The organism is Roseospira visakhapatnamensis (assembly GCF_014197915.1).
Lineage (GTDB): Bacteria > Pseudomonadota > Alphaproteobacteria > Rhodospirillales > Rhodospirillaceae > Rhodospira > Rhodospira visakhapatnamensis.
In genome coordinates, this window is record NZ_JACIGK010000001.1 from 245832 (window position 1) to 271866 (window position 26035).

Here is a 26035-nt window from a genome sequence, read left to right on the forward strand (position 1 = left end):
GCGCCCACCACGGACGCGGATGCGGACGGGGGCACGGAAGGCGGCATGGAAGGCGCGGCATGGACGGGGCATGGACGGGGGCACCCGGGGGTCTGACCCGGTCAGTGGGGACGGCCGGTCCGGGCCGACCCCCGAGGGGGTGGGGACACAAGCGGCATGGGCTTCTTCAGGCGCACGGGCCGGCACGCGGACGCGTCCGGGTCCCCAGGCGGCGCGGGGGCCGGGGCGGGCCGGTCCGCGCTGGACGACGACGGCTTCAACGATGGCCGGCCCGACGGCGACGGAGTCCGGGGCGGACTGGGTCGCGTCGCGGGGGTCCTCGGCGACGGCCTGCTGCCGCTGGCCGCCGTCACGGTCCTGGTGGTCCTGCTGGTCCTTCTGTACTTGTGGAACGGGTTGCTGGTGCTGATCCATCCCGGCGAGGCGGGCGCCTTGTATCGCCCGTTTCATGGGGGGACCGTGACGGACTACGTGTATCCCGAGGGTCTGCACATTCTGAAGCCCTGGAACCGGATGTACGTCTACGACGTGCGCGTCCAGACCGTGCGCCAGGACCTCCGGGTCCTGACCAACAAGGGCCTGCCCATTTCGTTATCCTTGTCGATCCGGTTTTACCCGGAATACGATCTGGTCGGCCTCCTGCATCAGCGGGTCGGCCCGGACTATGTCCAGAAGATCGTGGTGCCGGAGGTGGAGTCCGTGTTGCGTCGCAATATCGGGCGCCACGACCCCGAGGATGTCTACACCAACAAGGAAGGCATCCTGACCAACATCGTCGTCAAGGCGATCGAGGAAGCCGGCCAGAAGTTCGTGTTCATCGACGATGTCATCATCCGTTCGGTGACGCTGCCGGAGGAGGTGCACGCCGCCATCGCCGAGAAGCTGGTTCAGCAGCAGCGCTGGAAGGCCTACGAATTCCGTCTGGCCCGCGAACAGCAGGAAGCGGAGCGCAAGAGGATCGAATCCCGGGGCATCCGCGACTTCCAGACCAATGTCCAGGCGACCCTCACCCCGGACATCCTGCGCTTTCACGGGGTCATGGCGACCCTGGATCTCGCGCGTTCGGCCAACAGCAAGATGATCGTCATCGGCGGCGGCGATGGCGGGTTGCCGGTGATCCTGAACCCGGGTTCCGACGACCCGGCCGCCACCCTGCCGGCCCTCGGGTCGTGTGGCGTGGTGCCCGCCGGGACGCCCCCCGGGACGCCCCCCGGGACGCCCCCCGGACCCGGCGCCGGTGCCGACCCGGGGGCGTCGCCGGTGATCCCGTCGACCTCGGCGTCGGTGCTGCCCGCCGCGCGGCTGGCCGGGCCGTGAATCGGCGCGGCTTCCTGGCGGTTGGCGCGGCGGGGCTGGCGACCCTGACCACGGCCTGCGGACGGGCCGACGCCGACGAGCGCGCCGCCCTGGCGGCCGAGCGTGACCGGAGCGGCGAGGGCACCATCGACATCGGCGTGGTCTGGACCCGCCGGCCCGACGCGCTGCTGCTGGAGGGCGTCGAACTGGCGGTCGAGGACCTGAACGCCGGCGGTGGTGTTCTGGGCCGGCCGGTCACGCTGACGGTGCTTCCCGACGAGTCCGGCGCCGCCGACCCCCGCGCCGGGGCGCGCGACCGCGCGCGCGCGCTCGTCCGCGAACCCTCCCTGATCGCCGTCCTCGGCCACACGGTGCCGGCCGGCGCCGGCCCGGCATCGATCCTCTACGAGGACAGCGGCGTTCTGTTCCTCAACGCCACCATGGCCGACCACGGCATGCATGGGTTCGGGTTCCGATACGTGTTCAGCACCATTCCCAGCGACGAGGACATCATCCGCCAGGCCGCGACCTTCTGTTCGAGCCTCGGGTACCGGCGCATCGCCATCCTCAGCCACCGGGACAACCGCGCGGCGCCCCTGCGCCACGTGTTCGCGGCACAGGCCACCACCCTGGACATGACCATTGCCGTGCAGCGGTCCTTCTTCACCGGCCGCGAGACCTTTCGCGACCTGCTGGCCGACCTGGGGGCGTTTCCCCATGACGCCCTGCTGCTGCTCACCGACGGGGCGGCGGCCGGCGCCATTATCGGCCAGGCCCTGGAGATGTCCCTGAACACCCACTGTGTCCTCGGCCGGGTGACCGATCCGGTGGCCCTGCGGCGCCGGGTCGGGCGCGAGACGCCGCGCATCGCCATGCCGAGCCTGTTCAACCCCTATGGCGGGTCACCCCGGGTGCGCCGGTTCCGCCAGGCGTTCACCGACAGGGTTGGCTGTGCCCCCGATGCCTGGGCCGCCCAGGGGTATGATGCCATGGGGCTGCTCGCCCATGCGATGCGTCAGGCGAACGCGACCGTGCCGCTCAGCATTGCAACCGTGCTGCGATACACGTTGGCATGGCGCGGATTGACCGGCCGCCATTCGTTCGATCGGCGCGGCAGCATCTACACCAAGGACGTCGCGTTCGCGACGCTGGAGAAGGGCGACATCCTGGTCTTCGGTCCGGCGGGGGCGGTCTCGCCGCTGCCCGGGGACCAGGGGGCGCCGGCCGACGCGCCGTGTCCGCGATCATCCGCTTGAGGGGAGGCTTCGCCGTGCCGCTGCTGTCTACGCCGTTTCTGGTGACGGGCTACGTGGGCTTGTGCGCCATCCTGGGCATCATCGGGCGCCGCCGGAAGATGGGCGGGTGGGGATACTTCTTCGCCTCGCTGGTCCTGACACCGGTGATTGGGGCGTTGCTGGTGGCCGTGTCCGATCCCCGCCGCGACTGGACCCGGGACAAGGTCCGGTCCTGCGACTGCGGCCGGGACCTCTGATCCGGTGCCCGGACGCGCGTCGCCTCGCCGGGGATGTCGCGCGGCCACCGCGCGGGTCTCGCGCGCGCCGCTGGGGGTGGCGCCGGTCCTGGCGATGGTGCTGGCGGCGGCGGGTTCCGCCCATGCGCAGGCCGGCCGCGACTATGTCAGCGTGATCGGCTCGCGGGCGACCCATCCCTATGTCTCGCATCTGGTCGAGCACTTCGGCCAGTCCACGCGCTTCAAGTACCCCCGCGTCGAGACGACCGAAACGCGGGCGGTGTTGAAGCTGCTGTGCGGGGGGCTCGGCGCTGGCTTCCCCGATGTGGCGATGGCCACCCGTCCGATCGACGACGCCGAACGCGCGCGCTGCCGGGACAACATGGTCGGCGACGTGCTCTCGCTGCCGGTGGGGTTCGATACCGTGGTGCTGGCCACGGCGCGCCGGGAGGAGGGGCCGCCCCTGGCGCTGACAGCGCGACACCTGTTCCTGGCGCTGGCGGCGCGGGTGCCGGATCCCGCGACGGCCGACGAGTCCCGCCCGGCGCTGGTGGCCAACCCGTATCGGCGCTGGTCGGCCATCGATCCGGCGTTGCCGGACCTGCCGATCCGTGTCGTGCTGCCGCCCGTCGCCACCACGGCGACCGATATCCTGGCCGAGAGTATCCTGGCGCGCGGCTGTCGGGATGTGATGGGGCTCCAGACGCCGGCGGCGCCCTGCGGCGCCCTGCGCGACGATGCGGCGGTCGAGCGCCTGAGCGCGCCGTCCGAGGATCTGGTGGCGACCCTGAAGGCGCGGGCCGGCGACGGCGCCATCGCGTTGCTTCGGCCGTCGGATGTCGCGGCGGCGGCGGCGCTGGTGGGGCTTCCGATCGACGGCGTCCCCCCCACCCGCGCGCGCATCGCCGACTATCCCGCCGCCCGCCCGCTGTACCTGATCGTCAAACCGGACCACGTCGACCTGATCCCGGGCCTGCGAGCGTTCATCGCCATGGTCATGGATCCCGCCCTGTCGGGACCGGCGGGATCGCTGACGCATGTGGGCCTCGTGCCGTTGCCCGAGGAGATCCGCGCCGACCATGCCGCGCGCGCGGGTGCGCTGATCGCCGTGCCGGACACCATGGGCGGGCATGCCGGGGATGATGGCGACGGCCTCTCGCCGCACACCCGCCTGCGCACCATCGAGACCGCGTTGTGGCGCGCCGTGCGCCACAGCGACGATCCCGACACCATCCGCACCTATCTGTCGGTCTTTCCGGACGGGGTGTTCGCGCGCCGCGCCCAACAGCGGATCGCGGTGCTCACCCGTCGCGGCGCCGATCGGGAGCCGGGGCCGGAGGACGGGCCGGACGCGGCCCGGTGACGCGGCCTCGCCGGCGGTTCGACGACCGGCCGGAGCCCGGGACACGGGACAAAAGAGGTTACGTCCCGGGCCGGACCGGACTATGGAGAGACTCGCAACCCTCCTCCATGTGATGCGCGGTGGTTCCCTGGCGCGCGTGGGTGCGTCCTGGTGCGCGTCGGGGGCACGCGGTGGCGGATGGCCATCGTCTGGCCCGTGGAGGAGACGATCACTCCCAACAGCGGACGACCTGCCCATGGATGCGACCCTGACGACGGCAACCTGGTACTGGTTGCTGATTCCCATGCCTCTTGTGGTCCTTCTCTCCCTGCTGTCGTGGCTTGTCCACGTTCTCGGCGCGCGACGCGGGGAGGGATGAGACCATGGTGAACGCGACAACCCTGACCTTTGTTGTTTATCTGATCGGCATGGTGACCATTGGCATCATCGCCTTCCGCCTGACCGACAGCCTGTCCGACTATATCCTGGGCGGGCGATCGCTCGGTCCGGGCGTCACCGCGTTGTCCGCCGGGGCCTCGGACATGTCCGGGTGGCTGCTGCTGGGCCTTCCCGGTGCGCTGTTCGCCGCCGGCATGAACCAGATCTGGATCGCCATCGGCCTGTCGGTCGGTGCCTATCTGAACTGGCAGCTGGTGGCGCCGCGCCTTCGCATCTACACCGAGCAGGCGAGCAACGCCCTGACCCTGCCGGATTTCCTGGAAAACCGCTTCTCGGACGAAACCCGGCTGCTGCGGGTGTTGTCGGCGGTGGTGATCCTGCTGTTCTTCACCTTCTACACGTCATCCGGTCTGGTCGCCGGCGCCAAGCTGTTCGAGGCGACCTTCGACATGCCCTATGACGCGGCCCTGTGGATCGGCGCCGCCGTCATCATTGCCTACACCTTCCTGGGCGGTTTCCTGGCCGTGTCCTGGACCGACTTCGTGCAGGGCACGTTGATGTTCCTGGCGCTGATCGTCATCCCGTTCGTCACCCTGCAACAGGTCGGCTCCTGGGACGCCGTGACCGCCGCCGTCGCCGAGACGAACCCGGAGTTCCTGGATGCCTTCCACGACATGACGGTGCTGGGCATCATTTCGCTGGCCGCCTGGGGCCTCGGCTACTTCGGTCAGCCGCACATCCTGGCCCGCTTCATGGCCATCCGGCGGGTCTCCGACATTCCCCTGGCGCGCCTGATCGGGATGGGCTGGATGGTGATCGGCCTGTTCGGCGCCATGTTCACGGGCTCCATCGCCATCGCCTACTTCGGACCGGACCAACTCGACGACCCCGAAAAGGTCTTCATCGTGCTGAGTCAGGTCCTGTTCCACCCGATGGTGTCGGGAATTCTGCTGGCCGCGATCCTGGCCGCCGTCATGTCCACCATCGACAGTCAGCTTCTGGTGTCCTCCTCGGCCATCACCGAGGACTTCTACCGCCAGATCCTGCGCAAGGAGGCCCCGGAGACGGAACTGGTCTGGGTCGGCCGGATTTCGGTGGTGATCATCGCCCTGATCGCCACCCTGCTGGCCACCGACCGGGACAGTTCGGTGTTGTCCCTGGTCTCCTATGCCTGGGCCGGGTTCGGCGCCGCCTTCGGGCCGATCGTGCTGCTCAGCCTGATGTGGCGCGGCCTCAGCCGCAACGGCGCCCTGTTCGGGATGGTCTCCGGCGCCGTGACGGTGGTGGTCTGGAAGGCGCAGACCGGCGGCCTGTTCGACCTTTATGAAATCCTGCCCGGCTTCATCGTCTGTGGGGGCGTCGCCATCCTGGTGTCTCTGTTCGGCAAGCCCGCCAGCGAGGAGACCTTGGTGGAGTACGACCGCATCCGGGCGATGTGGCGCTGAGACCGGTGGTGGACGACTGCGACCACTCGACGTGGGGCGCCTGAAAGGCGCCCCATCTCAAGGAAAACCAGGCCCCGCGAAACGGGGCCTGGGCGTCACCGGCCCATCCCCTCTCCCTGCGTTTCCTTGGGGCAGGGAGCGGGGGTGGCCGGGTGGCGGGCCGGTTCGGCCGCTGTCCTGTCCCCCGTCCCGACCGGTCAGCGCTGCCACCAGCCCCGGCGGCCTCCTCCGCTCTGCGCCTCGTCGACGGCATCCGTGTCGGAAGCATCCACTTGGGGGCCGTCCATCTGTGGATTGACCGTTTCGGGTGTCTCCGCCGGCGAGGCGGCCTCTTCGGCGACCGGCTCCAGGGGCGGCGCGGCCGGGGGCGTTTCGTCCTCGGCGGCGGGCGGTGCCTCGGCCGGGGTCGGATCGGCGGCCGCGTCCCCATCGGCCCCGGCGTCGTCCCGTTCCTCGGCGGTCACCGTCTCGGGTTCCGTTTCGCGTTGGGGCTGGGGTGCGTCGGGGTCGGCCCAGTCCGTCTCGACCGCTTCCATCAGGGCGACCGCGCCCTCGTCCTCGCCGTCCCCGTTATCCTGGCTGTCGTCGGTGTCCGCCGCGTCCGTGGCGCCGTTGGCGTCGTTGGCATCATTGGCGGGGGTGGGGCCGTCCGTCCCGTTCTCACCGCCCGTCTCCTCGCTACCCGTCTCCTCGCTACCCGTCTCCTCGCCGCGCCGACCGCGATTGCGGCGTCCGCCTCGGCGCCGGCGGGGGCGGCGCGACCGGCTCTCGCCCTCGCCGTCGGTCTCCGTATCGCCGTCCGTGGTCTCGGCGTCCTCGCGGTCGGTGTCGGCGGAGTCGTCGTCATTATCCCGGCTGGCGTCGCTCGCGTCCGCGCCGGGGGGCGCGGCGGTATCGTCCCGGGACTCGTCCTCGCCATCGTCGTCCGGGCGCGTGTTGTCGTTGCTCTCCGCGCGGTCGTCGCTGTCCCGGCGCGGCCGGCGCCGCCGGCGCCGGCGCTTCTTGCCGCTGGCCCGCGTGGCGTCGTCGTCCTCGCCGTTGGCGCGTTCGGTGCCGCCCCCGGCGTCGCTCCCGGTGTCGCCGTCGTCCTCGGTCTCGTCCTCGTCCTCGGGGTGGGTGTCCTCGACGGGCGCGGTCTCGCTCGCCGTCGCGGGGCCGTCACCCTCGCCGCGCTGCGCCTGCACCCGGTCCAGGCCGAAGTCGGGAATGATCAGCGCCTCGTCGCCCTCGATGACGACGCGGAAGTCGTAGCGGGCCTCGATGGCCGCCAGCATGGCTCGCTTGTTGTTGAGGATGTAGAGCGCGACCGGCGTCGGCACCTTCAGGGTGACCTCGGACGAGCGGCGCCGCACGCCCTCTTCCTCGATCACGCGCAGCATGTGGATGGCCGTGGACTCGATGGAGCGCACCACGCCCGTGCCGTGGCAATGCCGGCAGGTGTGGAAGGCGGTTTCCATCAGGCTGGGGCGCAGCCGCTGGCGCGACATTTCCATCAGGCCGAAGGCGCTGATGCGGCCCACCTGGATGCGCGCGCGGTCCTGCTTCAGCGCTTCCTTCAGGCGGCGCTCGACGGCGGCGTTGTTGCGGCCGTCGTCCATGTCAATGAAGTCGATGACGATCAGCCCGGCCAGGTCGCGCAGGCGCAACTGCCGGGCGACCTCGTCGGCGGCCTCCAGGTTGGTCTTGAGGGCCGTTTCCTCGATATGCCGCTCCTTGGTGGCCTTGCCCGAGTTGACGTCGATGGCCACCAGGGCCTCGGTCTGGTTGAACACCAGATAGCCGCCGGAGCGCAGGTTGGCCACCGGGCTGTGCATGGCGTCAAGCTGGCTTTCCACCTGGAAGCGGTGGAACAGCGGCATGGCGTGGTCGCGGTAGGGCTGCACCTTCCGGGCGTGGGAGGGCGTCAGCATCTTCATGAAGTCCTTGGCGCCGCGATAGCCGTCCTCGCCGTCGACGATGATCTCCTCGATGTCGCGGGTGTAGATGTCGCGCATGGCCCGCTTGATGAGGTTGCCTTCCTCATGAATCAGCGACGGTGCGATGGACTTCAGCGTCGTGTCCTTGATCTGCTCCCACTGGCGCATCAGGAAGTCGAAGTCGCGCTTGATCTCGGCCTTGCTGCGCTCGGCCCCGGCGGTGCGCAGGATCACCGATCCGCCGGCCGGACCGTGCAGGTCGCCGAGGATGGACTTGAGGCGGCGCCGGTCGGTCTGGCTGCTGATCTTGCGGGACACGCCGCCGCCCCGCGCCGTGTTGGGCATGAACACGCAGTAGCGGCCGGCCAGCGACAGATAGGTGGTCAGGGCCGCGCCCTTGTTGCCGCGCTCTTCCTTGACCACCTGCACCAGCACGATCTGGCGGCGCTTGATGACCTCCTGGATCTTGTAGTGGCGCAGGCCGTTCAATGGGATCGAGGGGGTCGCGGCGGACACCGTCTCCTCGCCGCCCAGAACCTCGACGTCCTCGCCGGCTCCGTTGCCCCCGCCGTCGGCGCTGCGCTCCTCTTCCTCGTCGGCGGCGCGCTGGCGGGCTTCCTGCTCGGCGAGCAACGCTTGCCGGTCGGCGACGGGAATCTGGTAATAGTCGGGGTGAATTTCGTTGAAGGCCAGGAAGCCGTGGCGATTACCGCCATATTCAACGAAGGCGGCCTGAAGCGACGGTTCGACGCGGACAATCTTGGCCAGATAAACGTTGCCCTTGATCTGTCTCTTGGTACTGGTTTCGACGTCAAATTCTTCCAGACGGTTCCCGTCCAGGACGACCACCCGGGTTTCTTCCGGGTGGCTCGTGTCGATGAGCATGCGCTTGGTCATGAAGGGGTGATCTCCGTGGAGACCTCGGCGGCCGGCCCGCTGTCGCGGGGGCACCGGGGTCATGTCCTGACAAGAGACCAGGGACCGGCGCGGCGGGGATCGTCCTGGCGGTCGCGGCCGGCGCCCAGGGCGCGCGGCCTCGCCGCCCGGCCCACGCTCCGGGACATCCCGCGGCGCGCCTCGGACCGCCCCGCGAGGGGCGCCCGGGCGCTGGCCGGATCGGGACGAGATGGACCATGGACATGGGAGCGATCCTCCGGTCCGGGCATCGCCGGCCCGGTCTCGAACACCTGTTGGCAATCGTATCGATCCCCGACCGAACTCCGGCGATCCTGTGCCTCGTGATCGTCGGTCGGGGTCGTGTGGGTCCTAGCGGTCTGACCACCGGCGCGAACCGGGCGGTCGGAGGCGGTCCGGGGGCCGTGGACCCTCGCGGCGGACAGGCGGACGTCACGCGCGTGACGCCGGATGCGCCGGGGTCGGTGCCGGACCAGGAAGCCCGGGCCCTGCGGCCACGTCTTCCCGTGGGTATCGTGCCCTCCTGGCCACGGTCCTCACGCGACGCGCGCGAGGTCGTTGGCGATGTGAGGATGCCTCTCGGCTGTGGTTCCGGAGTCGACGCCCGCCTCGCGGTACGGGGAGCGCCGGTCCGAACGATTCGGCCGGGATGGTCCGAAAGAAGGAGCGTCCCGACGATGAACCGCCATCTCCGAGAATAGTGCGCTGTCTGGCGGGGGACAATAGTCCTTGCGCGGTCCTGGGGACGCAATCTCGCCTGGACGGGACTCCGGGCGGGGCGCGACGGGGCACCGCAACCGATTCCGCTTATTAGGTGTGTTGGTCTTCTCGTAAAAATATAGGTTCCCCAAAAAACGTGACGGTCTCGGGCGACGGCAAGGGACCACGCGGCCGCGCCGCGTCGGAGGCCGGCGCCGGGATCCCGGTCACGGGCGCAGGGCGGCGTTGGCCCGCACCAGCCCGACGGCCCGCGCATACAGGCCCGGGTCGGCGATCAGGCGGCGCGCCACCACTTCGTCCAGGCCGTTGATCTCGTGGGGCTCGGCCGGGCACAGGGCGCGCAACTGGCGCCGCCGCTCGGTGTCCTCATAGGCGGTGTGCTGCCAGGACGACAGGCGCCGGGCGATGTGCAGGGCGTGCGTGCGCAGGTCCTCAAGCACGCTGTCCACCACGCGGGGGCCGGTCTGGTCGGCCCGGCCGCTGGTGCAGGCCACCGGCGGAACCCCCAGGCCGTGCAGCACATAGCCGGACGGGCTGTGGAACCGCGACCAGGTGAGCGTGATCTCGCCGCCGTTGGGAAGCTGGATGACCGTCTGCACCGTGCCCTTGCCGTAGCTGGTGGTGCCGATGACCACGGCGCGGCCCCCGTCCTGCAGGGCGGCGGCGACGATCTCGGCAGCCGAGGCCGACTCGCCGTCCATCAGCACGACGATGGGCAGGCCCCCGGCGACGTCGCCGCCGGTGGCGCTGTAGTACTGGCGGGCCTCGGGATGGCGGCCCCGGGTGGAGACGATGGTGCCGCCATCCAGGAACAGGTCGGCCATGGTGACCGACTGATCCAGCAGGCCCCCCGGGTTGCCGCGCATGTCGATGATCAGGCCCCGGGGTCCGGCGGCCGGGCCGGCGCCGGCGCCGGCTTGGCGGCGCGCCGCGCGCACGGCCTCGGCCACGGCCTCGGTGGTGGCCTGGTTGAAGCTGCTCACCCGCATCACCGCGATATCGCCGTCAAACGTCAACTCGACCGTGGGCATGACGATCAGGCCGCGCCGGATGGTCACCGACAGGCGTTGCCCGCCCCGGTCCACGCCGAGGCGGACGCTGGCGCCCACCGGTCCGCGCAGCAGGTTGCGCACCAGGGTCATGTCGGCGCGCTCCAGCGGTCGCCCGTCGACGCTGACGATGCGGTCGCCCGCGCGCAGGCCGGCGGCCTCCGCCGGGGCGCCCCGCACCACCTCTTCGACCCGGACGATGCCGTCCTCGGAGACGTCGAAGACGATGCCGATGCCGCCGAAGCCGTTGCGGCTGCCCCGGTTCAGACGCGCCTCCTCGGCCCCGGCGTAGCGCGAGAAGGGATCCAGGCTGGCCAGCGCGGCGTCGAACAGGGCGTCGTACAGGGCCTCGGCGTCGGCCGACGCCAGATCGGGCGAGACCGCGCGGGCGGCCTGCACGGCGTCCAGGGTCAGGTCGGCCCAGGCGCCGCCGTGGTCCTGGTCCGGGCGGTCGAAGGCGGCGACCCGCCGGCCGTCGTACAGCACCTCGACCGTCGCCCCGACGATGCGCGCATCCAGGCGCGCGTCCAGGCTGGTGAGACCGCGCAGGCCGGCGACCACGAAGTCGGCGAGGTTCACCGGCTCGATGTAGCGGCTGGCGACCGCCACGTAGCCCCGCGCGAACATGTGGCGCGCGTCCGGCTTGCTGAAGGGGCGGAGCGACAGGTCGCGGCTTACCGGCGCCGACGGCGAGACCGGTGTCTCGGGGGCGGACCCGGGGATGGCCGGCTCGTCGCCGGTGAGCGAACAGGCGGTCAGCGCGAGCCCGAGCAACAGGACCGGCAGCACGCGGGACGGGGGAGGCAGGGTCATGGGACGCAGGCTCGTGTTACCGTGTTCGTGGAGCGCACCCGGTTCCGTCCGCATCCGCCGCGCCCTCGTTCGGTGGCGTCGCGCGCCTGTCCCATGGGGTGAGGGGGGCGTCGCGGCCCGGACCCGGCGAGGCCGGCAGGACGAGGCGGAGCGGAGATGTCACGGGCCGCGCGCCCTCGGCGAGGCGGGGATGCGGATGACCGTCTACGGTAGACGTTCGAGGTAGTCTAAGGCAAAGCCGTTTCCAAATCACTACGAAGGCGCTGGGTCATGCCCTGGCCCGCGCGCCGTGCGCGATCCCGGGGTCGGTCCGGTGCTGGCCCGGGTCGCCGCCGGCCGCCGGCGGCCGGTTCTCGGGACCGCCGCGCGGACGATCGCGCGGCGACGGCGCCAGCGAGCGCCGCGCGGGAAAGCGCAGCGTCACCGTGGTGCCCCCGTCGACACGGCTCTGGATCTCCACCGTGCCGCCGTGCAGGCCCATGAACGCCTCGACCAGCGTGAGGCCGAGGCCGGTGCCGCGCTCGCCCCGCTGGCGTGGCGTCGGCGCCTGGTGGAACGGCTGCAGGACCTTGTGAAGCTGATCCTCGGGGATGCCGACGCCGGTGTCCCGCACGCTCAACGCCTGACCGCCATGCTCGTCCACCGAGGCCGACACCCGCACATGCCCGCCGGTGGGCGTGAAACGGATCGCGTTGCTCAGCAGGTTGAGCAGCATCTGTCGCAGCGCCCGGGGGTCGCCCAGCAGGTCGGGCTGGTCCGGCGGGATGTCGTGGTCCAGGCGCAGGCCGGCGCCGCGTGCCTGTTCGCGCATCAGTTCCAGGGCGTCCTGGGTCCGGTCGGCCAGCGACAGGGGCTGGTCTTCCAGGGTCAGGCGTCCGGACTCGATCTTCGACAGGTCCAGGACGTCGTTGATGAGCCCGAGAAGATGCTCGCCGCTCTTGCGGATGTCGCGCGCGTACCCGTCGTACTGCCCGCTTCCGAGGGGGCCGAACAAGTTCTGCTCCATGACCTGGGAGAACCCCAGCACCGCGTTCAGCGGCGTGCGCAGTTCGTGGCTCATGGTGGCCAGGAAGCGGGACTTGGCCTGGTCGGTCTGTTCGGCCCGGTGCCGCGCCGTCTCCAGCCGCGCGCCCAGGCGCACCATGGCCAGCGCGCCCAGGCCGATGCCCACCAGGCCCAGCAGCCAGACGCTCGCGTGGCCGATGAGCGACGCCGTGCGCGTCGGCGCGACGATGGCGGCGATGGGCGCCAGGGGCACGATGACGCTGATGCCGCCCCGCACGTCGCCGACGGCGTAGCCCTGCTTTTCGTGGCAGGCGAGGCAGGGTTCCTCGACGCTCAAGGGGCGCATGAAGCGCAGCACCTCGGCGCCGTCGTCGGCCGTGACCACGGAGGTGTGGACGGTATCGCCGGCCGCGAACCCTGCCAGGGCCTCGCGCTCCCAGGGGGCCGGGGCGTTGGCCGGGCGGATGGGCTCCAGGCTGGTGATATGGCTGACGATGCCCGAGCGTTTGGCGGCGATGCCATGCACGATGCGCGTCATGTAGGCCGGATTGACCAGGGTCAGCGGTCCGGCCACCGTATCCAGGTCGCGGTGCTCGACCTCCAGATAGGGATTGGGCTCGACCACCTCGGCGCTGGCGTAGACGCCTCCGGTCGCCGCGTTCCACAGCCTGTAGCTGAGGTCGCGGTCGAAGGCGCCCTGGGCTTGAAAACGGCCGAGCGCCAGGACCTGGTCCCTCAACAAGGAGAGTTCCCAGCCCAGGGACACAGCCAACGTCGCCGTCCAGCCCAGGGTGGCCAGGACGGCGAGGATCACGACGCGCCGTGGCGCGACAGGGGTCATGGCTTGAGGCTCCCGGCCGCACGGTTCCTCCAGGGTACGGCCAATGGGCTCCAAAGGTAAAGAGGGAGGGAATGGTTGCGCGCGTCCAAAGGATGTGGGGTGCGACCCGGCGGGGCCGGCGGCCTGTTCAGGATCATGGGGGAGGTCGGTCGCCACCCTGATCAGCGTCGGCTATGGTGATACCGATCCGGTCGTGCCGTCGGTCGGCCGGCCGAACGACCCGGCCGGCGCCGAAACCCTGGGGACGACGGTGGCCGGGACGCGGACGGAGGACCCATGACCCCCTTGAGCCTGAAGCAGCGCGTGAACGGCCTGTACACGGGGCTGAGCCGGCGCGCCAAGCTCTTCCGCTATGGCCTGATCGCCTTCGACCTGTGCTCCATCGCCTTCATCGTCGCCACCATGCCCATGGAGCCGCGTCCCTGGATCCTGATGACGGACGTGGCCATCGGCCTGGTGATCCTGGCCGACGTGGTGGCGCGGCTGTGGATCGCGCCCAACCCCCGGCGCGCCCTGGTGCGGCCGATCATGGTGATCGACCTGATCGTGGTGTTCTCGCTGCTGCTGGCGCCGCTGTTGGCCCAGAATCTGGGCTTCCTGCGCATTCTGCGCTCGTTCCGGCTGTTCCAGTCCTACCGGGTGCTGCGCGACCTGCGCCGCGAGACCGCCTTCTTCCGCCGCAACGAGGACGTGATCATCAGCGTCATCAACCTGGTGACCTTCATCTTCCTGGTCACCGCGCTGGTCTTCACCCTTCAGTATCGGGACAACCCGGCGATCACCAGCTATCTCGACGCGCTGTACTTCACGGTCACCACGCTCACCACCACCGGTTTCGGCGACATCACGCTGACCGGCGAGGGCGGGCGGCTGCTGTCGGTGGTCATCATGGTGGTCGGCGTGGCCCTGTTCCTGCGGCTGGCCCAGACCGTGTTCCAGCCGTCAAAAGTCCGCCACGCCTGCGAAAGCTGCGGACTGGGCCGCCATGACGCCGACGCGGTGCACTGCAAGCACTGTGGCGCGGTGCTGAAGATCGAGACCGAGGGGACGGGGTAGCACGCGGCCCGCGCCACCCGCCGCCCGGCCCTCCGGCCCTGCGGCCAGCCTTATACGTTGAACAGGAAGTGGAACACATCGCCGTCGCGGGTGACGTAGTCCTTGCCTTCCGACCGCATCTTGCCGGCCTCCTTGGCGCCGGCCTCGCCGCCGCAGGCCACGAAGTCGTCATAGGCGATGGTCTCGGCGCGGATGAAGCCGCGTTCGAAGTCGGTGTGGATCACCCCGGCGGCTTCCGGCGCCCGGGCGCCCCGGCGCACGGTCCAGGCGCGCGCCTCCTTCGGCCCCACGGTGAAGAAGGTCAGCAGATCCAGCAGGCCGTAGCCGGCGCGGATCACCCGGGTCAGGCCGGTTTCCGATAGCCCGAGATCGGCCAGGAAGGCGGTCTTCTCCTCGGGATCGTCCAGTTGCGCGACCTCGGCCTCGATGGCCGCCGAGATGATGACGTGGGCCGCGCCCTCGGCCGCCGCCTTCTCGGCCACCCGGGCGGAGAGCGCGTTGCCCTCGGCGGCGCTGTCCTCGTCCACGTTGCAGACGTAGAGCACCGGTTTGGCGGACAACAGGGTCAACTGGCGGAAGATCCTGTCCGTCTCGGGATCGTCCGGCCGCGCCAGGCGCGCCGGCTTGCCCTCGCGCAGCAGGGCCAGGGCCGGCTCCATCACCGCGATCTGCGCCTTGGCCTCGGGGTCGCCGCCCTTGGCCTTCTTGCCCAGGGGCACGATGCGCTTCTCCAGGCTCTCCAGGTCGGCCAGCAACAGTTCGGTCTCGATGGTCTCGGCGTCGCGCACCGGGTCCACCGCGCCGTCCACGTGGGTGACGTTCTCGTCCTCGAAGCAGCGCAGCACCGAGACGACGGCGTCGGTCTCGCGGATGTTGGCCAGGAACTGGTTGCCCAGGCCCTCGCCCCTGGAGGCGCCGCGTACCAGCCCGGCGATATCCACGAACTCAAGCTGGGTGGGAATGGTCTTGGCCGACTTGGCCAGCGCCGCCAGCCGCTCCAGCCGGTCGTCGGGTACCGCCACCCGGCCCACGTTGGGCTCGATGGTGCAGAAGGGGAAGTTGGCCGCCTGAGCCGCCGCCGTGGCGGTCAGCGCGTTGAACAGCGTGGACTTGCCGACGTTGGGCAGGCCGACGATGCCGCAATTGAAACCCATGGGTCGCCTTCGTGGTGGGGAAACGGTGGGGGATCAGGACCCGCGCAGGGCCCTCAGAAGGGCCTGGCCCAGGGAGGTCCCGGCCTCGGTGGCCGGGGGCGGCGTGTCGGCCGGCGGTGGCGCGGGGCCGTCCTCGGCTTTCGGCGGCGAGTTCGGCTTGGGCGGTTTCCCGGGCTTGGGGGGCCGGGTGGCCTGGGCAACCTTGCTCATGAAATCGGAATCGCGCCCGGCCACCAGCAGCGGCGCATGTGTCGCCACCGCATCCAGAAGCGGCGTCAGCCAATCGCGATCCGCCTTGGCGAAGTCGGACAGCACATGGCCGTGCACCCGGGCCTTGTCGCCCGGATGGCCGATGCCCAGGCGCACCCGCCGGTACGCGTTGCCCAGATGCGCGTCGAGCGAGCGCAGGCCGTTGTGCCCGGCGGCCCCGCCCCCGGTCTTCACCTTCACCTTGCCGGCGGCCAGGTCCAGTTCGTCATGGAAGACGATCACCTCGGCCGGGGTCAGCTTGTGGAAGCGCGCCGCCTGGCCCACCGCCTGACCGGACAGGTTCATGAAGGTCTGCGGCTTGACCAGCAGGACCTTGGTGTCGCCCGCCGTCCCGCCGAGTCGGCCATCGGCCACCTGGGCCTGGAACTTGGACCGGAACGGCCCCAGGCCGTGGCGCGCCGCGATGGCGTCCACGGCCATGAAGCCGATGTTGTGCCGATGACCGGCGTAGGCCGCGCCCGGGTTGCCCAGGCCCACCAGCAGCAGCATGGCGCTCCCTCCGGTTGGTCAGGCCCCAAGGGCGACGACAGGGCGACGGGGCGGGCGGACCTCAGTCCTCGGCCGCCTCGTCGTCCTCCTCGGTCTCGGCCTTCACGCCGGACGGCGCGGTCACCGTGGCGATGGTGAAATCGCGGTCGGTGATGGTCGGACGCACGCCCTCGGGCAGGGTCACGGCGCTGATATGGATGGAGTCGCCCATGTCGAAGCCGATCAGGTCCACGTCCAGTTGCTCCGGCAGGGTGTCCGGGGTGCCGACCAGCTCGACCGTGTGGCGCACCACGTTGAGCACGCCGCCGCGCTTCAGGCCCGGGCATGCCTCGTCGTTCAGGAAGCGGACCGGCACCTCGGCGGTCACCCGCGAGGTGGCGCTGATGCGCAGGAAGTCCACGTGCTGGATGGTGTCGGTGACCGGATGGAACTGCACGGCCTGAGCCATGACACGGTGCTGGGCGCCGTCCAGGTCCAGGTGGTACTGGCGGGCATAGAAGCCGGCCTTGTTCAGTTCGGCCCACAGCGGACGCGGGTCCATCTGGATGAGGACCGGCTCCTGCTTGTCGCCATAGATGACGCCGGGGACGAGACCGTCGCGGCGCACCGCGCGGGCCGCGCCCTTACCGGCCCGCTCGCGCCCCTGCACCGGCAGCGTGCTGATATCGGACATGGTTCTGGAACCTCCGTGAGGCGCCGCCAGGGGCGCCGGGTCAGACTGGGGATGGGCGCGGGCCTCCAGGGGTGCCAACGCCGAAACCGCGCCACCGGGGCGGCGCGGGACGGGGCCTTATAGGGCGGGGGGCGAGGGAAGGCAAGGATGGCGTTCCGGTCCGTTGTCCGGTGGTTCTGGTGGGGCGGGTCCAGGGACTCGTCGATCACGCGCGCGCCTCGTGGCGCGCGTTGCCGCGCACCCTGTTGCCCGCGCCCGGCCCTGGGCGTAGGGTCCGTGACGTCTTTCGCGGTCCACAGGGGAGGTTGGTCGTCGTGCGCTACGTGAGCACCCGGGGCAAGGCCCCCGTTCTCGGCTTCGACGAGGTGGTTCTGGCCGGGCTGGCCAACGACGGCGGCCTCTACGTGCCGGACGACTGGCCGGTCCTCAAGGAGAAGGAATGGCGGTCGCTGCGGGGCCTGTCCCATGCCGAACTGGCGGTGCGGATCATGCTGCCCTACGTGGGCGCGGCCCTGACCGAGGAGGACCTGGCGGACCTGGTCGAGGCCGCCTACGCCCGCTTCGACCATCCGGCGGTGGCGCCGCTGCGCCAGATCGGTCCGCACGACTGGCTGATGGAACTGTTCCACGGTCCCACCCTGGCCTTCAAGGACCATGCGCTGCAGATCCTGGGGCCGCTGTTCGACCTGCTGCTGACCCGCGCCGGCCGGCGGGTGGCCATCGTCGGCGCCACCTCGGGGGACACCGGCTCGGCGGCGATCGAGGCCTGCCGCGACCGCGCGGCCATCGACATCTTCATCCTCTATCCCAAGGGCCGGGTCTCCGACGTGCAGCGCCGGCAGATGACCACCGTGGACGCGTCCAACGTGCACACCCTGGCCGTGGACGGCACCTTCGACGACTGCCAGGCGCTGGTGAAGTCGCTGTTCGGCGATCCCAGCTTCCGCGACGAGGTGGGCCTGTCGGCGGTCAACTCCATCAACTGGGCGCGCATCATGGCCCAGGTGGTCTATTACGCCTGGGCCGGCGTGGCCCTGGGGGCGCCGGACCGGCCCTTCGGCTTCAGCGTGCCCACCGGTAACTTCGGCAACATCTTCGCCGGCTACGTCGCGCGCCGGATGGGGCTGCCCATCGACCGTCTGGTGGTCGGCTCCAACCGCAACGACATCCTCACCCGCTTCCTGGAGACCGGCGTCATGGTCCAGGAGAAGGTGGAGCCGACCCTCAGCCCCAGCATGGACATTCAGGTGTCCAGCAACTTCGAGCGCCTGCTGTTCGAGATGCATGGCCGCGACGCCGCCGAGGTGCGCGCCGCCATGGAGGGGTTCCGCCAGTCCGGCCGCTACCAGATTCCGTCCGACCTGCACCAGGAGCTGCTGGGCCTGTTCCGGGGGCACCGGCTGGACGACGACGAGACCCTGGAGGCCATGCGCCTGATCCGGGATACGACGGGCCTGACAGTGGACCCGCACACGGCCATCGGCGTGGTCGCCGGCGGCGTGGCCGGGCGCCGCGACGAGGGAGGGGTCACCGTGTCGCTGGCCACCGCCCATCCGGCCAAGTTCCCGGACGCGGTGGAGCGGGCCACCGGGGTCCGTCCGGCGCTGCCGGATCGCCTGGCCGACCTGATGACGCGGCCGGAGCGGTCCCGGGAGGTCCCCAACGACACCCGCGCCCTTCAGGCGGTCATCCGCGCGGGGCTGGGGCGCTAGCCGGAGCCGGGGTCCGGCCGCCCAGCCAGCGCGGCGGCCGGTGCAGCAGGGCCAGGGTCGCCAGCACCAGGACCGCCGCCGCGGCCAGCGGCGGCCAGGGCGTCCAGAGGGCGGACGCCAGCGCCAGGCCGACCAGCACGGCGTTGACGGTGGCGATCACCGTGCTGACCCGGGCGTGTGACAGGCCCGCCTGAACGGCGCGCTGGTAGGCGTGCTCGCGATGGGCCTGGGCCAGGGGCCGGCGGCGGGCGGCGCGGACCAGCAGCGTCAGGGTGGCGTCGCCCCAGTAGTAGGCCGGCGCGATCAGCGCCGCCGCCCAGGCCCCGGACGCCGCCAGCATCACCAGCAGTCCCCCCAGCAGGTAGCCCAGGGGCACGCTGCCCACGTCGCCCAGGAACAGCCGCGCCGGGTGCCAGTTCCACACCAGGAACCCGGCCATGGCGCCGGCCAGGATCAGCGGCGCGGCCACCGGCAGTCCGCCCACCGCCGGCACCGTCGCCAGCAGTGCCAGGGCCAGCCCCACGGTGACCGTCTCCACCCCGGTGATGCCGTCGATGCCGTCCATGAAGTTGACCAGGTTGACGAACCAGGCCCAGGCGAGGACGGCCGCCAGGGGGTCCAGGACCCCGGGCAGCCAGCCCTGGAACACCGGTCCCGGCAGCGGCAGCAGCAGCAGTCCGGCGACACAGGCCATCACGTGGGCCAGCAGCCGCGCCCGCGCCGGCAGGTTGCGCAGGTCGTCCCACCAGGACACCACCGCCAGCCCGACGCCGCCCAGGATCAGCGCCCAGGGCAGGCCGCCGCCCATCGTCGCCGGGCGTGTCGCCGCGTCCCAGGCCAGCAGCGGCACCGCGACCGCCATCACCGCCAGCCCGCCGCCGCGCGGGGTGGGCACGCTGTGGCTGGAGCGGGCGTTGGGATGGTCCAGCAGCGCCCGCCGCCGCAGCCAGAGTTCGGCCAGCCGGACGCCGGCCACCGTCAGGACGGCGGCCAGCGCGGCCAGGATCAGCGGGTGCGGCGCGGCGAGCAGGATCATGGACGCGCGTATACCGGAACCACGGGATGCAGACAAACGATACCGACCGGTCCGCCTCAGGGGCCGCCGGCGTCATCGGGCCGATGCGCGTCGTACAGCGCACGCCAGTCGAAAAACGGCGGCAACAGGCCCTCGGCCTGGAAGTGCGCGGCCAGCGCCGGCACCGGGCAGAAGCCCGGCAGCACGTCGAGGACCCGGTTGGTGGTGCGGCGCTCCGCCCCCTGGTGGGCGACGCGCCGTTTCGGGTGGCCCACGTAGCGGGTGTTCTCGAAATGGGTCCAGTGGTCGCGCAGCACGGACCCGTGGGTGAACAGCGTGTGGCTCATGTGGCCGGTGCTGCGCCAGCGGCGATCCGCGCCCATCACCAGGTAGCTCGGGTAGTGACGGGTGTAGAGCACGCGCTGTTCCTGCGGGTGCAGCATCAGGTGCCCGCCGGTGGCGGCGTGTACCTGGCGATAGAAGCCGACCATGGAGGCCACCGCCTCGGGTTGGTGCAGGTAGTCGTCCTCGACGAAGTAGATCAGGCGGTCGGCCCCGGCGGCGCGCTTGAACTGGGCGTGCATCACCGGGCCGGCTTTCGTCACCTCGGCGGTGCGCAGCGTCCAGGGCACCGTCAGGCGGGACAGCGTGGCCTCGATCAAGGCGCGGGCGTCGGCGTCGGAGTGGTCGTCGTCCACCTCCACCCGCAGATCCTCCAGGCCGGCGGCCTCGGCGGCGTGGTTGACGCTGGCCACCAGCGATCCCAGGCAGGCGCGCACCACCGTCTCCAGGGAGTCGTCCACCAGGTCATGGCGCCGGGCGCGGCGCGGGTCGCGCAGGCAGGTCCGCGCCATCACCGTCAGGGCCACCGGCGCCGGGGCATTGCCGGTCCGGTCGAACAGGGCCTTGGCGGCCAGCAGGGAGTCCGGGTCGCGGAGCCGCTCCGGGTGGGCGAGGGGGCGCAGGTTGACCTGTCCGGAGCGCGTGATGCGATAGCCGAAGGGCCGCAGCAGCAGCCGGTCGAGCAGCTTGAGGGCGTCGTTCATGGCGGGGCGATCCTGGGGTCTTGGGGGGACGCCGGACAGTGCGCCATCGCGGGGTCCCCTTCAAGGCCGAGCCCCTATCCCGTGAACGCCTGCAGGCCGGTTTGGGCGCGACCCAGGATCAGGGCGTGGATGTCGTGGGTGCCCTCGTAGGTGTTCACGGTCTCCAGGTTCATCACATGGCGGATGACGTGGAACTCGTCGCTGATGCCGTTACCGCCGTGCATGTCGCGGGCTATGCGGGCGATATCGAGCGCCTTGCCGCAGTTGTTGCGCTTGACCAGCGAGATGGCCTCGGGCGCCGCGCGGCCATCGTCCAGCAAGCGGCCCACCCGCAGCATGGCGTGCAGGCCCAGGGTGATCTCGGTCTGCATGTCGGCCAGCTTCTTCTGAATGAGCTGGTTGGCGGCCAGCGGGCGGCCGAACTGGTGGCGGTCCAGGGTGTACTGGCGGGCCGCGTGCCAGCAGAACTCGGCGGCGCCCAGCACGCCCCAGGCGATGCCGTAGCGCGCCTTGTTGAGGCAGCCGAAGGGACCCGCCAGCCCGGTCGCCTCGGGCAACAGGTTCTCCTCGGGCACCTCGACGCCGTCCAGCACGATCTCGCCGGTGATGGAGGCGCGCAAGGAGAACTTGCCCGCGATCTTCGGGGTGGAGAAGCCCTTCATGCCGCGCTCCACCAGGAAGCCCTTGATGCGTCCGCCATGGGCCTCGGAGCGCGCCCACACCACGGCCACGTCGGCGATGGGGCTGTTGGTGATCCACATCTTGGCGCCGGTCAGGCGATAGCCGCCGTCGATCTTCTCGGCGCGGGTCTTCATGCCGGCCGGATCGGAGCCGTGGTCGGGCTCGGTCAGGCCGAAGCAGCCCACCTTGTCGCCCCGGCCTAGCAGCGGCAGCCAGGTGTGCTTCTGATCCTGGCTGCCGTACGCCTGGATGGGATACATGACCAGCGAGGACTGCACGCTCATGGCCGAGCGGTAGCCGCTGTCCACGCGCTCGATCTCGCGAGCGATCAGCCCATAGGCCACGTGGTTGACGCCGGCGCCGCCCAGGGCCTCGGGGACCGTCGGCCCCAGCAGGCCCATGGCCCCCATCTCGGTCATGATCTCGGGGTCGAAGCGTTCGTCCCGGTTGGCGCTCAGCACCCGGGGCATCAGCTTGTCCTGGCAGTAGGCGCGGGCGCTGTCGCGGATCATGCGCTCGTCCTCGGACAACAGGCCGTCGAGGTCCAGGATGTCATCCCAGGAGACGAGCGGGGGGGCGGTGGTCATGGGGAGGCTCCTGCGGGGCGCGAACACGGATCGGACAGTCCGACCCGGGCACTATGCCCGCGTTGCGCGGGTGTGTCCAAGTTCCGCATACCCGCCATGCAAGAGGGGCCGCGCGATCGCCCGCGCGGCCCCAGGCCCATGCTCTTCGGCGGCGGGACTTACCCGCACCGATCGGGTGGTCGCCGGCCGGGGGCGTGCGGGTCGTTCGGGTCCACGTACAGCAGGTCATAGCCGGTCAGCATGGCCTTGAGGTACGCGTAGAACGGCTTGCCGGCGAAGGCGGCCAGGTACACGTGGCCGACGAAGAAGACCAGCATGGCGAAGGCCGCCGCCGTGTGCACCAGGGCCACGTCGCCCAGGGTCACCGGCCCCTCCAGACCGGTGCGGACCCAGTCGTTGTAGAACATGTACAACAGGCCGGAGATCCAGATGACCGGCGAGATCAGCACGTTGAACGCGAGATAGGCCAGGCGCTGCAACGGATTGTGCTTGGCCATGCGGGTCTTCCGGTAGGGATGCGGCACCGAGGCATCCAGGATGCCGGTGGTGTAGTACTGGACCACCGCCATGATGCCGCGCCGGGTGGGGATGTACTGCTTCCACTCCCCGGTGATGGCGTGCCAGAACAGCACGAACACCCACAGTCCGATCAGGAACCAGGCGGCGAAGCGGTGCCACTGCGCGGCCCGTTCGTAGCCCAGCCATTCGTAGGCGCCGTTCACCTCGAACCCGGTGACCATCATGGTGATGATCAGCGCCGCCTGCGACCAGTGCCAGAACCGCTCGAAGCGGCTGAACACCATCACGCATTCTTTCCTGTCTCTATGAGGCATCGGGACGTCCTTTCGTGAGGGGTCAGCCGCGGCGCGCCCGCGCGCGGATCGAGGCGGCCAGGCGGATCAGGCCGTGCAGGATGGTGCCCAGCAGGGTGAGCCCCGCCAGCCCCCAGCCGACCGTGGTCAGCCACGGGAAGGTGTCCCGCCCGGGCATGTAGAAGCCCGTCAGGTCGGCCAGGCGGCCGTTCCCGGCGTGGCACTCGTTGCAGCTCAGCGCCTCCTCCTTGGGGGCCACCATGTGGGTGATGGGCCAGTAGGTCTCGGTGTCCACGAAGTCGTGAGCGCCGGAGAACGGCACCGGCTGGGCCGCCATGCCGGCGGTCAGTGCCTTGGGCCAGTCGAAGTTGGTCCAGAACGCCGTGTCGTCCTTGCCGAAGACATGCGGCAGGGCCAGCACGGACTGCCCGGCGTCGTAAGGTTGGCGGCTGTGCATCACCTTGAAGGGCCAGATGCGGGAGTCCGGATCGTCGGCCGCGCCCTCGACGGCGTTCAGGACGACCACGCCGTCGGGGTCGATGGTGTCGCCGGGCTTGGTGTAGCGGATGGTGCCGTTGAACCAGCGATAGTCCGGCGGCACGTCGGCGCCCCAGACGAAGTCCCCTTTCTTCGATGTGTAGGTCGTGTATCCGTGGGCGCCTTCCTCGTGAAAGGGCTTGCCGTCGGCGGTCATGCGGCCGGCCGTGGACCAGTCCCAGCGCACCTTGGTCATGCGCGCGCCCCGCGCGAAGGCGGGGATGTGGCAGGTCTGGCAGGCCACCCGGTCGGTGTGGTCGTTCAGCTTGGAGCGCCGCTCGTGCGGCGTCTGCCCGTGGCAGCTTTCGCAGGTGGCCCGTGTCTGGTCGGTGTGCCCGGGGACGTCGATGCCCACGGGGTCGATGGCCGTGGGGGCGTAGCGGCTGCCGGTGACCTGGTGCCCGCCGGTGGTGTGGCAGGTGGCGCACTGGAAGTTCAGGCCGTTCGCGTCCATGTGCACGTCGAGCGCGAAGTCCGGCTGGATCAGCGAGGTGTCGAGGTCGCCGTGCTTGACGCCGTCCTCGCCGCCGCCGTTGAAGTGGCAGGCGCCGCAGGTGGCGCGCGACGTCGGTCCCACGTTGCGCGCCACCTCGGCCAGGTCCAGGGCCGGGTCGGGATGGCCGGCCAGGGTGGCGGGCTTGGTGTAGGTTCCGGTGGTGTCGTGGCACACCAGGCAGTCGACGGCGGTTTCCGAGCCGTGGTCGAAGCTCGCGTCCTCCCAGCCATAGCCGATGTGGCAGCTGGTGCAGCGCGGCCAGTTGCTCTCGATGGAGATGCAGAAGTTGTTGACCACGTTGCGCTTGCCCAGTCCCGCCTGACCGGTGCGCGCGTTGTCGTAATGCCAGGTCCAATGGGTGGTCTGGTGAAGCTGCTTGGCGGCGTTGGTGTGGCAGTGCAGGCAGGCGGCGGTGACCGAGGGACCGTCGGTGAACGGTCCGGTCAACTCCTCGTAGGCGGTGTGGTCGGCCGTTGAGTCGTGGGGGGTGTCGATGGCGCCGTGGACGATGGGGGTGGCGCCGGCCGCCAGCGCGGCGCGAGGGGGGCCGACCAGGCCGAACAGCGCGAGGCCCAGGACAAGACCTAGCAGGACGCCGGCGCGGGCCGTGGGGGGGCGGGATTTCCGAACGCGTGGATCCCGCGAGGATGGGGGATGACAGACTCCTCCCGTCATGGTCGCTTTCTCCCTGTTGACCGCCGTTTGTTTGTTGTTGAGGGCCGGCATCCCCGACCTGGCGGCTGGGTCGGGGACAGCGCCATACCCCCATGAACCGCAGGGGAATGGACCCATCGTACGGACCTAACCGGACCGTTCGCGAAACGCATTGATGGAACGCACTTGGCCAGGGACCGGGTCGCGCGCGGAGCCATGGGCCGTGGGATCCGGGAGAGCGGGACCCGACCCTCTCGTGGTCCGCCCGCCGCTGTCGCGCCCGTCTCGAGTCCCCGTCCGGGTCCCTCCCCGCGTCGTCTCCCCGAGTCGTCCTCCCGAGTCGTTGCTCCAGTCGCTCACGATGGCGCGCGACCGCTCCCGGACCATCGCGGGCAGGCCGTGGCGCCGTCTCACGCCGCCGAATCGGACGGCGAGCACCGGTTTCGATTGACGATCCGCAATCCAAGCCCTCAAGAATCATGAGGACTCGTGGCACGCCTGCGTTCTGGGGTGGTCCGCCATGATCAACACCGGCGACGCTGGTGAAGGGGGGACGGGCGGCGTAGACTCAAGATTGTTGCTGACGTCAGCCAGGGTCTCGACGGGATGGAAGGGAGTCGGCGATGGAGCCACGGCCCGCCCACATCATCGCCATGCTGGAGTTGCACCACGGCCGCATGGTGGCGCGGTTGCGCAACGTGCTCGACACCCAGGTCCGCCGCGCGCCCGAGGCGGGCGTGATCACCAATGAGCTGGGGTTCCTGGCGCTGGAGGCGGAGGCGTACCGCGCCTTCGTCCATGCCCACGCCGACCAGTTGGCGCGGGTCGCCCCCGTCACCGACGCGGGTTCTGGCGGCGAGGACGAGCATGTGTTGCGCGACGCCGCGGATTCGCTGTACTTCGATATCCTGCACATCAACGACCGCGTGGATCGGGATGGCGAGTCCGATCCCGGCGTGGTGACCCGCATCGCCAGGGTGGGCGCCGATTTCCTGGAATACACCCGGCGCTGTCACTTGAGCATTCAGCGCCGCCGCGCCGATCGCGTCAGTGCCATCCGCGCCGTCATCGCCCGGGGGACCGTGCCGCTGGCGGCGAGTTACGTCCCCTGGACCGGATGCTCGTGAGACGACGCCGTCAAGGGGACCATCCGTCTCGACGCACGGGAGCTGTCCGGATCACGCGCTTGAGGTCCGGGCGGGCTCGTGGCGGCCCCGCTTGACGACGGCACCGCCGCCTGCTTCGATGCGCCCCTGATCACGACACGCGGGGGTGAGGAGGCGCGGGCATGCCCGAGACCATCGGGGTCGAGGACTTTCTGAAGGTGGACATCCGCGTCGGTCGGGTGGTCGCCGCCGAGCCCTTTCCCGAGGCCCGCAAGCCCGCCATCAAGATGCGCGTGGATTTCGGCCCCGGGATCGGCGAGCGCAAGACCTCCGCCCAGGTGACCAGGCATTACACGCCCGAGGCGCTGGTCGGCCGCCAGGTGCTGGCGGTGGTGAACTTCCCGCCCAAGCAGATCGGCAAGGTCATGAGCGAGTGCCTGGTGCTGGGCACGCCCGATGACGCGGGCGAGGTGGTGTTGCTGCGTCCGGATCACGAGGTGCCCCTGGGCGGGCGCATGTATTGAGCAGGGGGCGG

The 26035-nt window shown here is 70.6% G+C and carries 20 protein-coding genes; 9 read left to right on the plus strand and 11 right to left on the minus strand.

Annotated elements, in window-relative coordinates:
• Positions 1 to 156: 156 nt before the first annotated feature.
• The 5 genes from GGD89_RS01010 (at position 157) to putP (ending at position 5953) form a co-directional block, all read left to right on the plus strand.
• Positions 157 to 1317: a prohibitin family protein gene (locus GGD89_RS01010; protein WP_184042227.1), complete on the plus strand. Its 1161-nt coding sequence runs from the start codon at positions 157 to 159 to the stop codon at positions 1315 to 1317.
• Positions 1314 to 2552 carry an ABC transporter substrate-binding protein gene (locus GGD89_RS01015; protein ID WP_184042228.1) on the plus strand — a complete coding sequence of 413 codons (1239 nt, stop codon included), beginning with the start codon at positions 1314 to 1316 and terminating at the stop codon, positions 2550 to 2552. Before GGD89_RS01010 ends, GGD89_RS01015 begins: the two co-directional genes overlap by 4 nt.
• 14 nt (positions 2553 to 2566) lie before the next feature.
• Positions 2567 to 2788, plus strand: a complete 222-nt coding sequence (locus tag GGD89_RS01020) for a hypothetical protein (RefSeq protein WP_221238259.1) — start codon at positions 2567 to 2569, stop codon at positions 2786 to 2788.
• Positions 2789 to 2792: 4 nt separating this feature from the next.
• A complete protein-coding gene (locus tag GGD89_RS01025) occupies positions 2793 to 4130 on the plus strand; it encodes a substrate-binding domain-containing protein (RefSeq protein ID WP_184042229.1) in 1338 nt (445 codons plus the stop codon).
• Between the two features lie 362 nt (positions 4131 to 4492).
• Positions 4493 to 5953: a sodium/proline symporter PutP gene (gene putP, locus GGD89_RS01030; protein WP_184042230.1), complete on the plus strand. Its 1461-nt coding sequence runs from the start codon at positions 4493 to 4495 to the stop codon at positions 5951 to 5953.
• Between the two features lie 197 nt (positions 5954 to 6150).
• Here the strand turns inward: putP and GGD89_RS01035 are convergent, their stop codons facing one another.
• The 3 genes from GGD89_RS01035 to GGD89_RS01045 all read right to left on the minus strand — a co-directional run bounded on the left by GGD89_RS01035 (position 6151) and on the right by GGD89_RS01045 (position 13212).
• Positions 6151 to 8766 (minus strand): Rne/Rng family ribonuclease, encoded by a 2616-nt coding sequence (locus GGD89_RS01035; RefSeq protein ID WP_184042231.1) that lies wholly within the window; start codon positions 8764 to 8766, stop codon positions 6151 to 6153.
• A gap of 944 nt (positions 8767 to 9710) precedes the next feature.
• Positions 9711 to 11366 (minus strand): S41 family peptidase, encoded by a 1656-nt coding sequence (locus GGD89_RS01040; protein ID WP_184042232.1) that lies wholly within the window; start codon positions 11364 to 11366, stop codon positions 9711 to 9713.
• Between the two features lie 268 nt (positions 11367 to 11634).
• The gene (locus GGD89_RS01045) at positions 11635 to 13212 is read right to left on the minus strand and encodes an ATP-binding protein (RefSeq protein WP_184042233.1); all 1578 of its coding nucleotides are present in this window, start codon (positions 13210 to 13212) and stop codon (positions 11635 to 11637) included.
• 276 nt (positions 13213 to 13488) lie between these two features.
• Between GGD89_RS01045 and GGD89_RS01050 the strand changes: the two genes are divergently transcribed.
• A complete protein-coding gene (locus GGD89_RS01050; RefSeq protein WP_184042234.1) occupies positions 13489 to 14268 on the plus strand; it encodes a potassium channel family protein in 780 nt (259 codons plus the stop codon).
• A gap of 50 nt (positions 14269 to 14318) precedes the next feature.
• Here the strand turns inward: GGD89_RS01050 and ychF are convergent, their stop codons facing one another.
• From ychF to GGD89_RS01065, 3 genes are all read right to left on the minus strand, one after another.
• Positions 14319 to 15422, minus strand: a complete 1104-nt coding sequence (ychF, locus tag GGD89_RS01055) for a redox-regulated ATPase YchF (protein WP_184042235.1) — start codon at positions 15420 to 15422, stop codon at positions 14319 to 14321.
• A 33-nt stretch (positions 15423 to 15455) separates the two neighbouring features.
• On the minus strand, positions 15456 to 16181 hold the full coding sequence (gene pth, locus GGD89_RS01060; protein ID WP_184042236.1) for an aminoacyl-tRNA hydrolase: 726 nt from the start codon (positions 16179 to 16181) through the stop codon (positions 15456 to 15458).
• Between the two features lie 61 nt (positions 16182 to 16242).
• Positions 16243 to 16854 (minus strand): 50S ribosomal protein L25/general stress protein Ctc, encoded by a 612-nt coding sequence (locus GGD89_RS01065; RefSeq protein ID WP_184042237.1) that lies wholly within the window; start codon positions 16852 to 16854, stop codon positions 16243 to 16245.
• Between the two features lie 314 nt (positions 16855 to 17168).
• On the opposite strand from GGD89_RS01065, the gene thrC reads away from it, so the two are divergent.
• On the plus strand, positions 17169 to 18566 hold the full coding sequence (gene thrC, locus GGD89_RS01070; RefSeq protein WP_184042238.1) for a threonine synthase: 1398 nt from the start codon (positions 17169 to 17171) through the stop codon (positions 18564 to 18566).
• Here the strand turns inward: thrC and GGD89_RS01075 are convergent.
• From GGD89_RS01075 to GGD89_RS01095, 5 genes are all read right to left on the minus strand, one after another.
• Positions 18541 to 19602, minus strand: coding sequence for an MraY family glycosyltransferase (locus GGD89_RS01075; RefSeq protein WP_184042239.1), 1062 nt, complete (start codon positions 19600 to 19602; stop codon positions 18541 to 18543). The genes thrC and GGD89_RS01075 overlap by 26 nt on opposite strands.
• A gap of 56 nt (positions 19603 to 19658) precedes the next feature.
• Positions 19659 to 20627 (minus strand): hypothetical protein, encoded by a 969-nt coding sequence (locus GGD89_RS01080; RefSeq protein ID WP_184042240.1) that lies wholly within the window; start codon positions 20625 to 20627, stop codon positions 19659 to 19661.
• 74 nt (positions 20628 to 20701) lie between these two features.
• Positions 20702 to 21895, minus strand: a complete 1194-nt coding sequence (locus GGD89_RS01085; protein ID WP_184042241.1) for an acyl-CoA dehydrogenase — start codon at positions 21893 to 21895, stop codon at positions 20702 to 20704.
• 158 nt (positions 21896 to 22053) lie between these two features.
• Complete coding sequence (locus GGD89_RS01090; protein WP_221238270.1) at positions 22054 to 22698, minus strand: cytochrome b/b6 domain-containing protein; 645 nt, start codon at positions 22696 to 22698, stop codon at positions 22054 to 22056.
• A gap of 52 nt (positions 22699 to 22750) precedes the next feature.
• Entirely contained in the window at positions 22751 to 24415 is a 1665-nt protein-coding gene (locus GGD89_RS01095; protein ID WP_184042243.1) for a tetrathionate reductase family octaheme c-type cytochrome, read from the minus strand.
• A 602-nt stretch (positions 24416 to 25017) separates the two neighbouring features.
• On the opposite strand from GGD89_RS01095, the gene GGD89_RS01100 reads away from it, so the two are divergent.
• On the plus strand, positions 25018 to 25521 hold the full coding sequence (locus GGD89_RS01100; protein WP_184042244.1) for a hypothetical protein: 504 nt from the start codon (positions 25018 to 25020) through the stop codon (positions 25519 to 25521).
• 161 nt (positions 25522 to 25682) lie between these two features.
• Positions 25683 to 26024: a tRNA-binding protein gene (locus GGD89_RS01105; RefSeq protein ID WP_184042245.1), complete on the plus strand. Its 342-nt coding sequence runs from the start codon at positions 25683 to 25685 to the stop codon at positions 26022 to 26024.
• Positions 26025 to 26035: the final 11 nt, after the last annotated feature.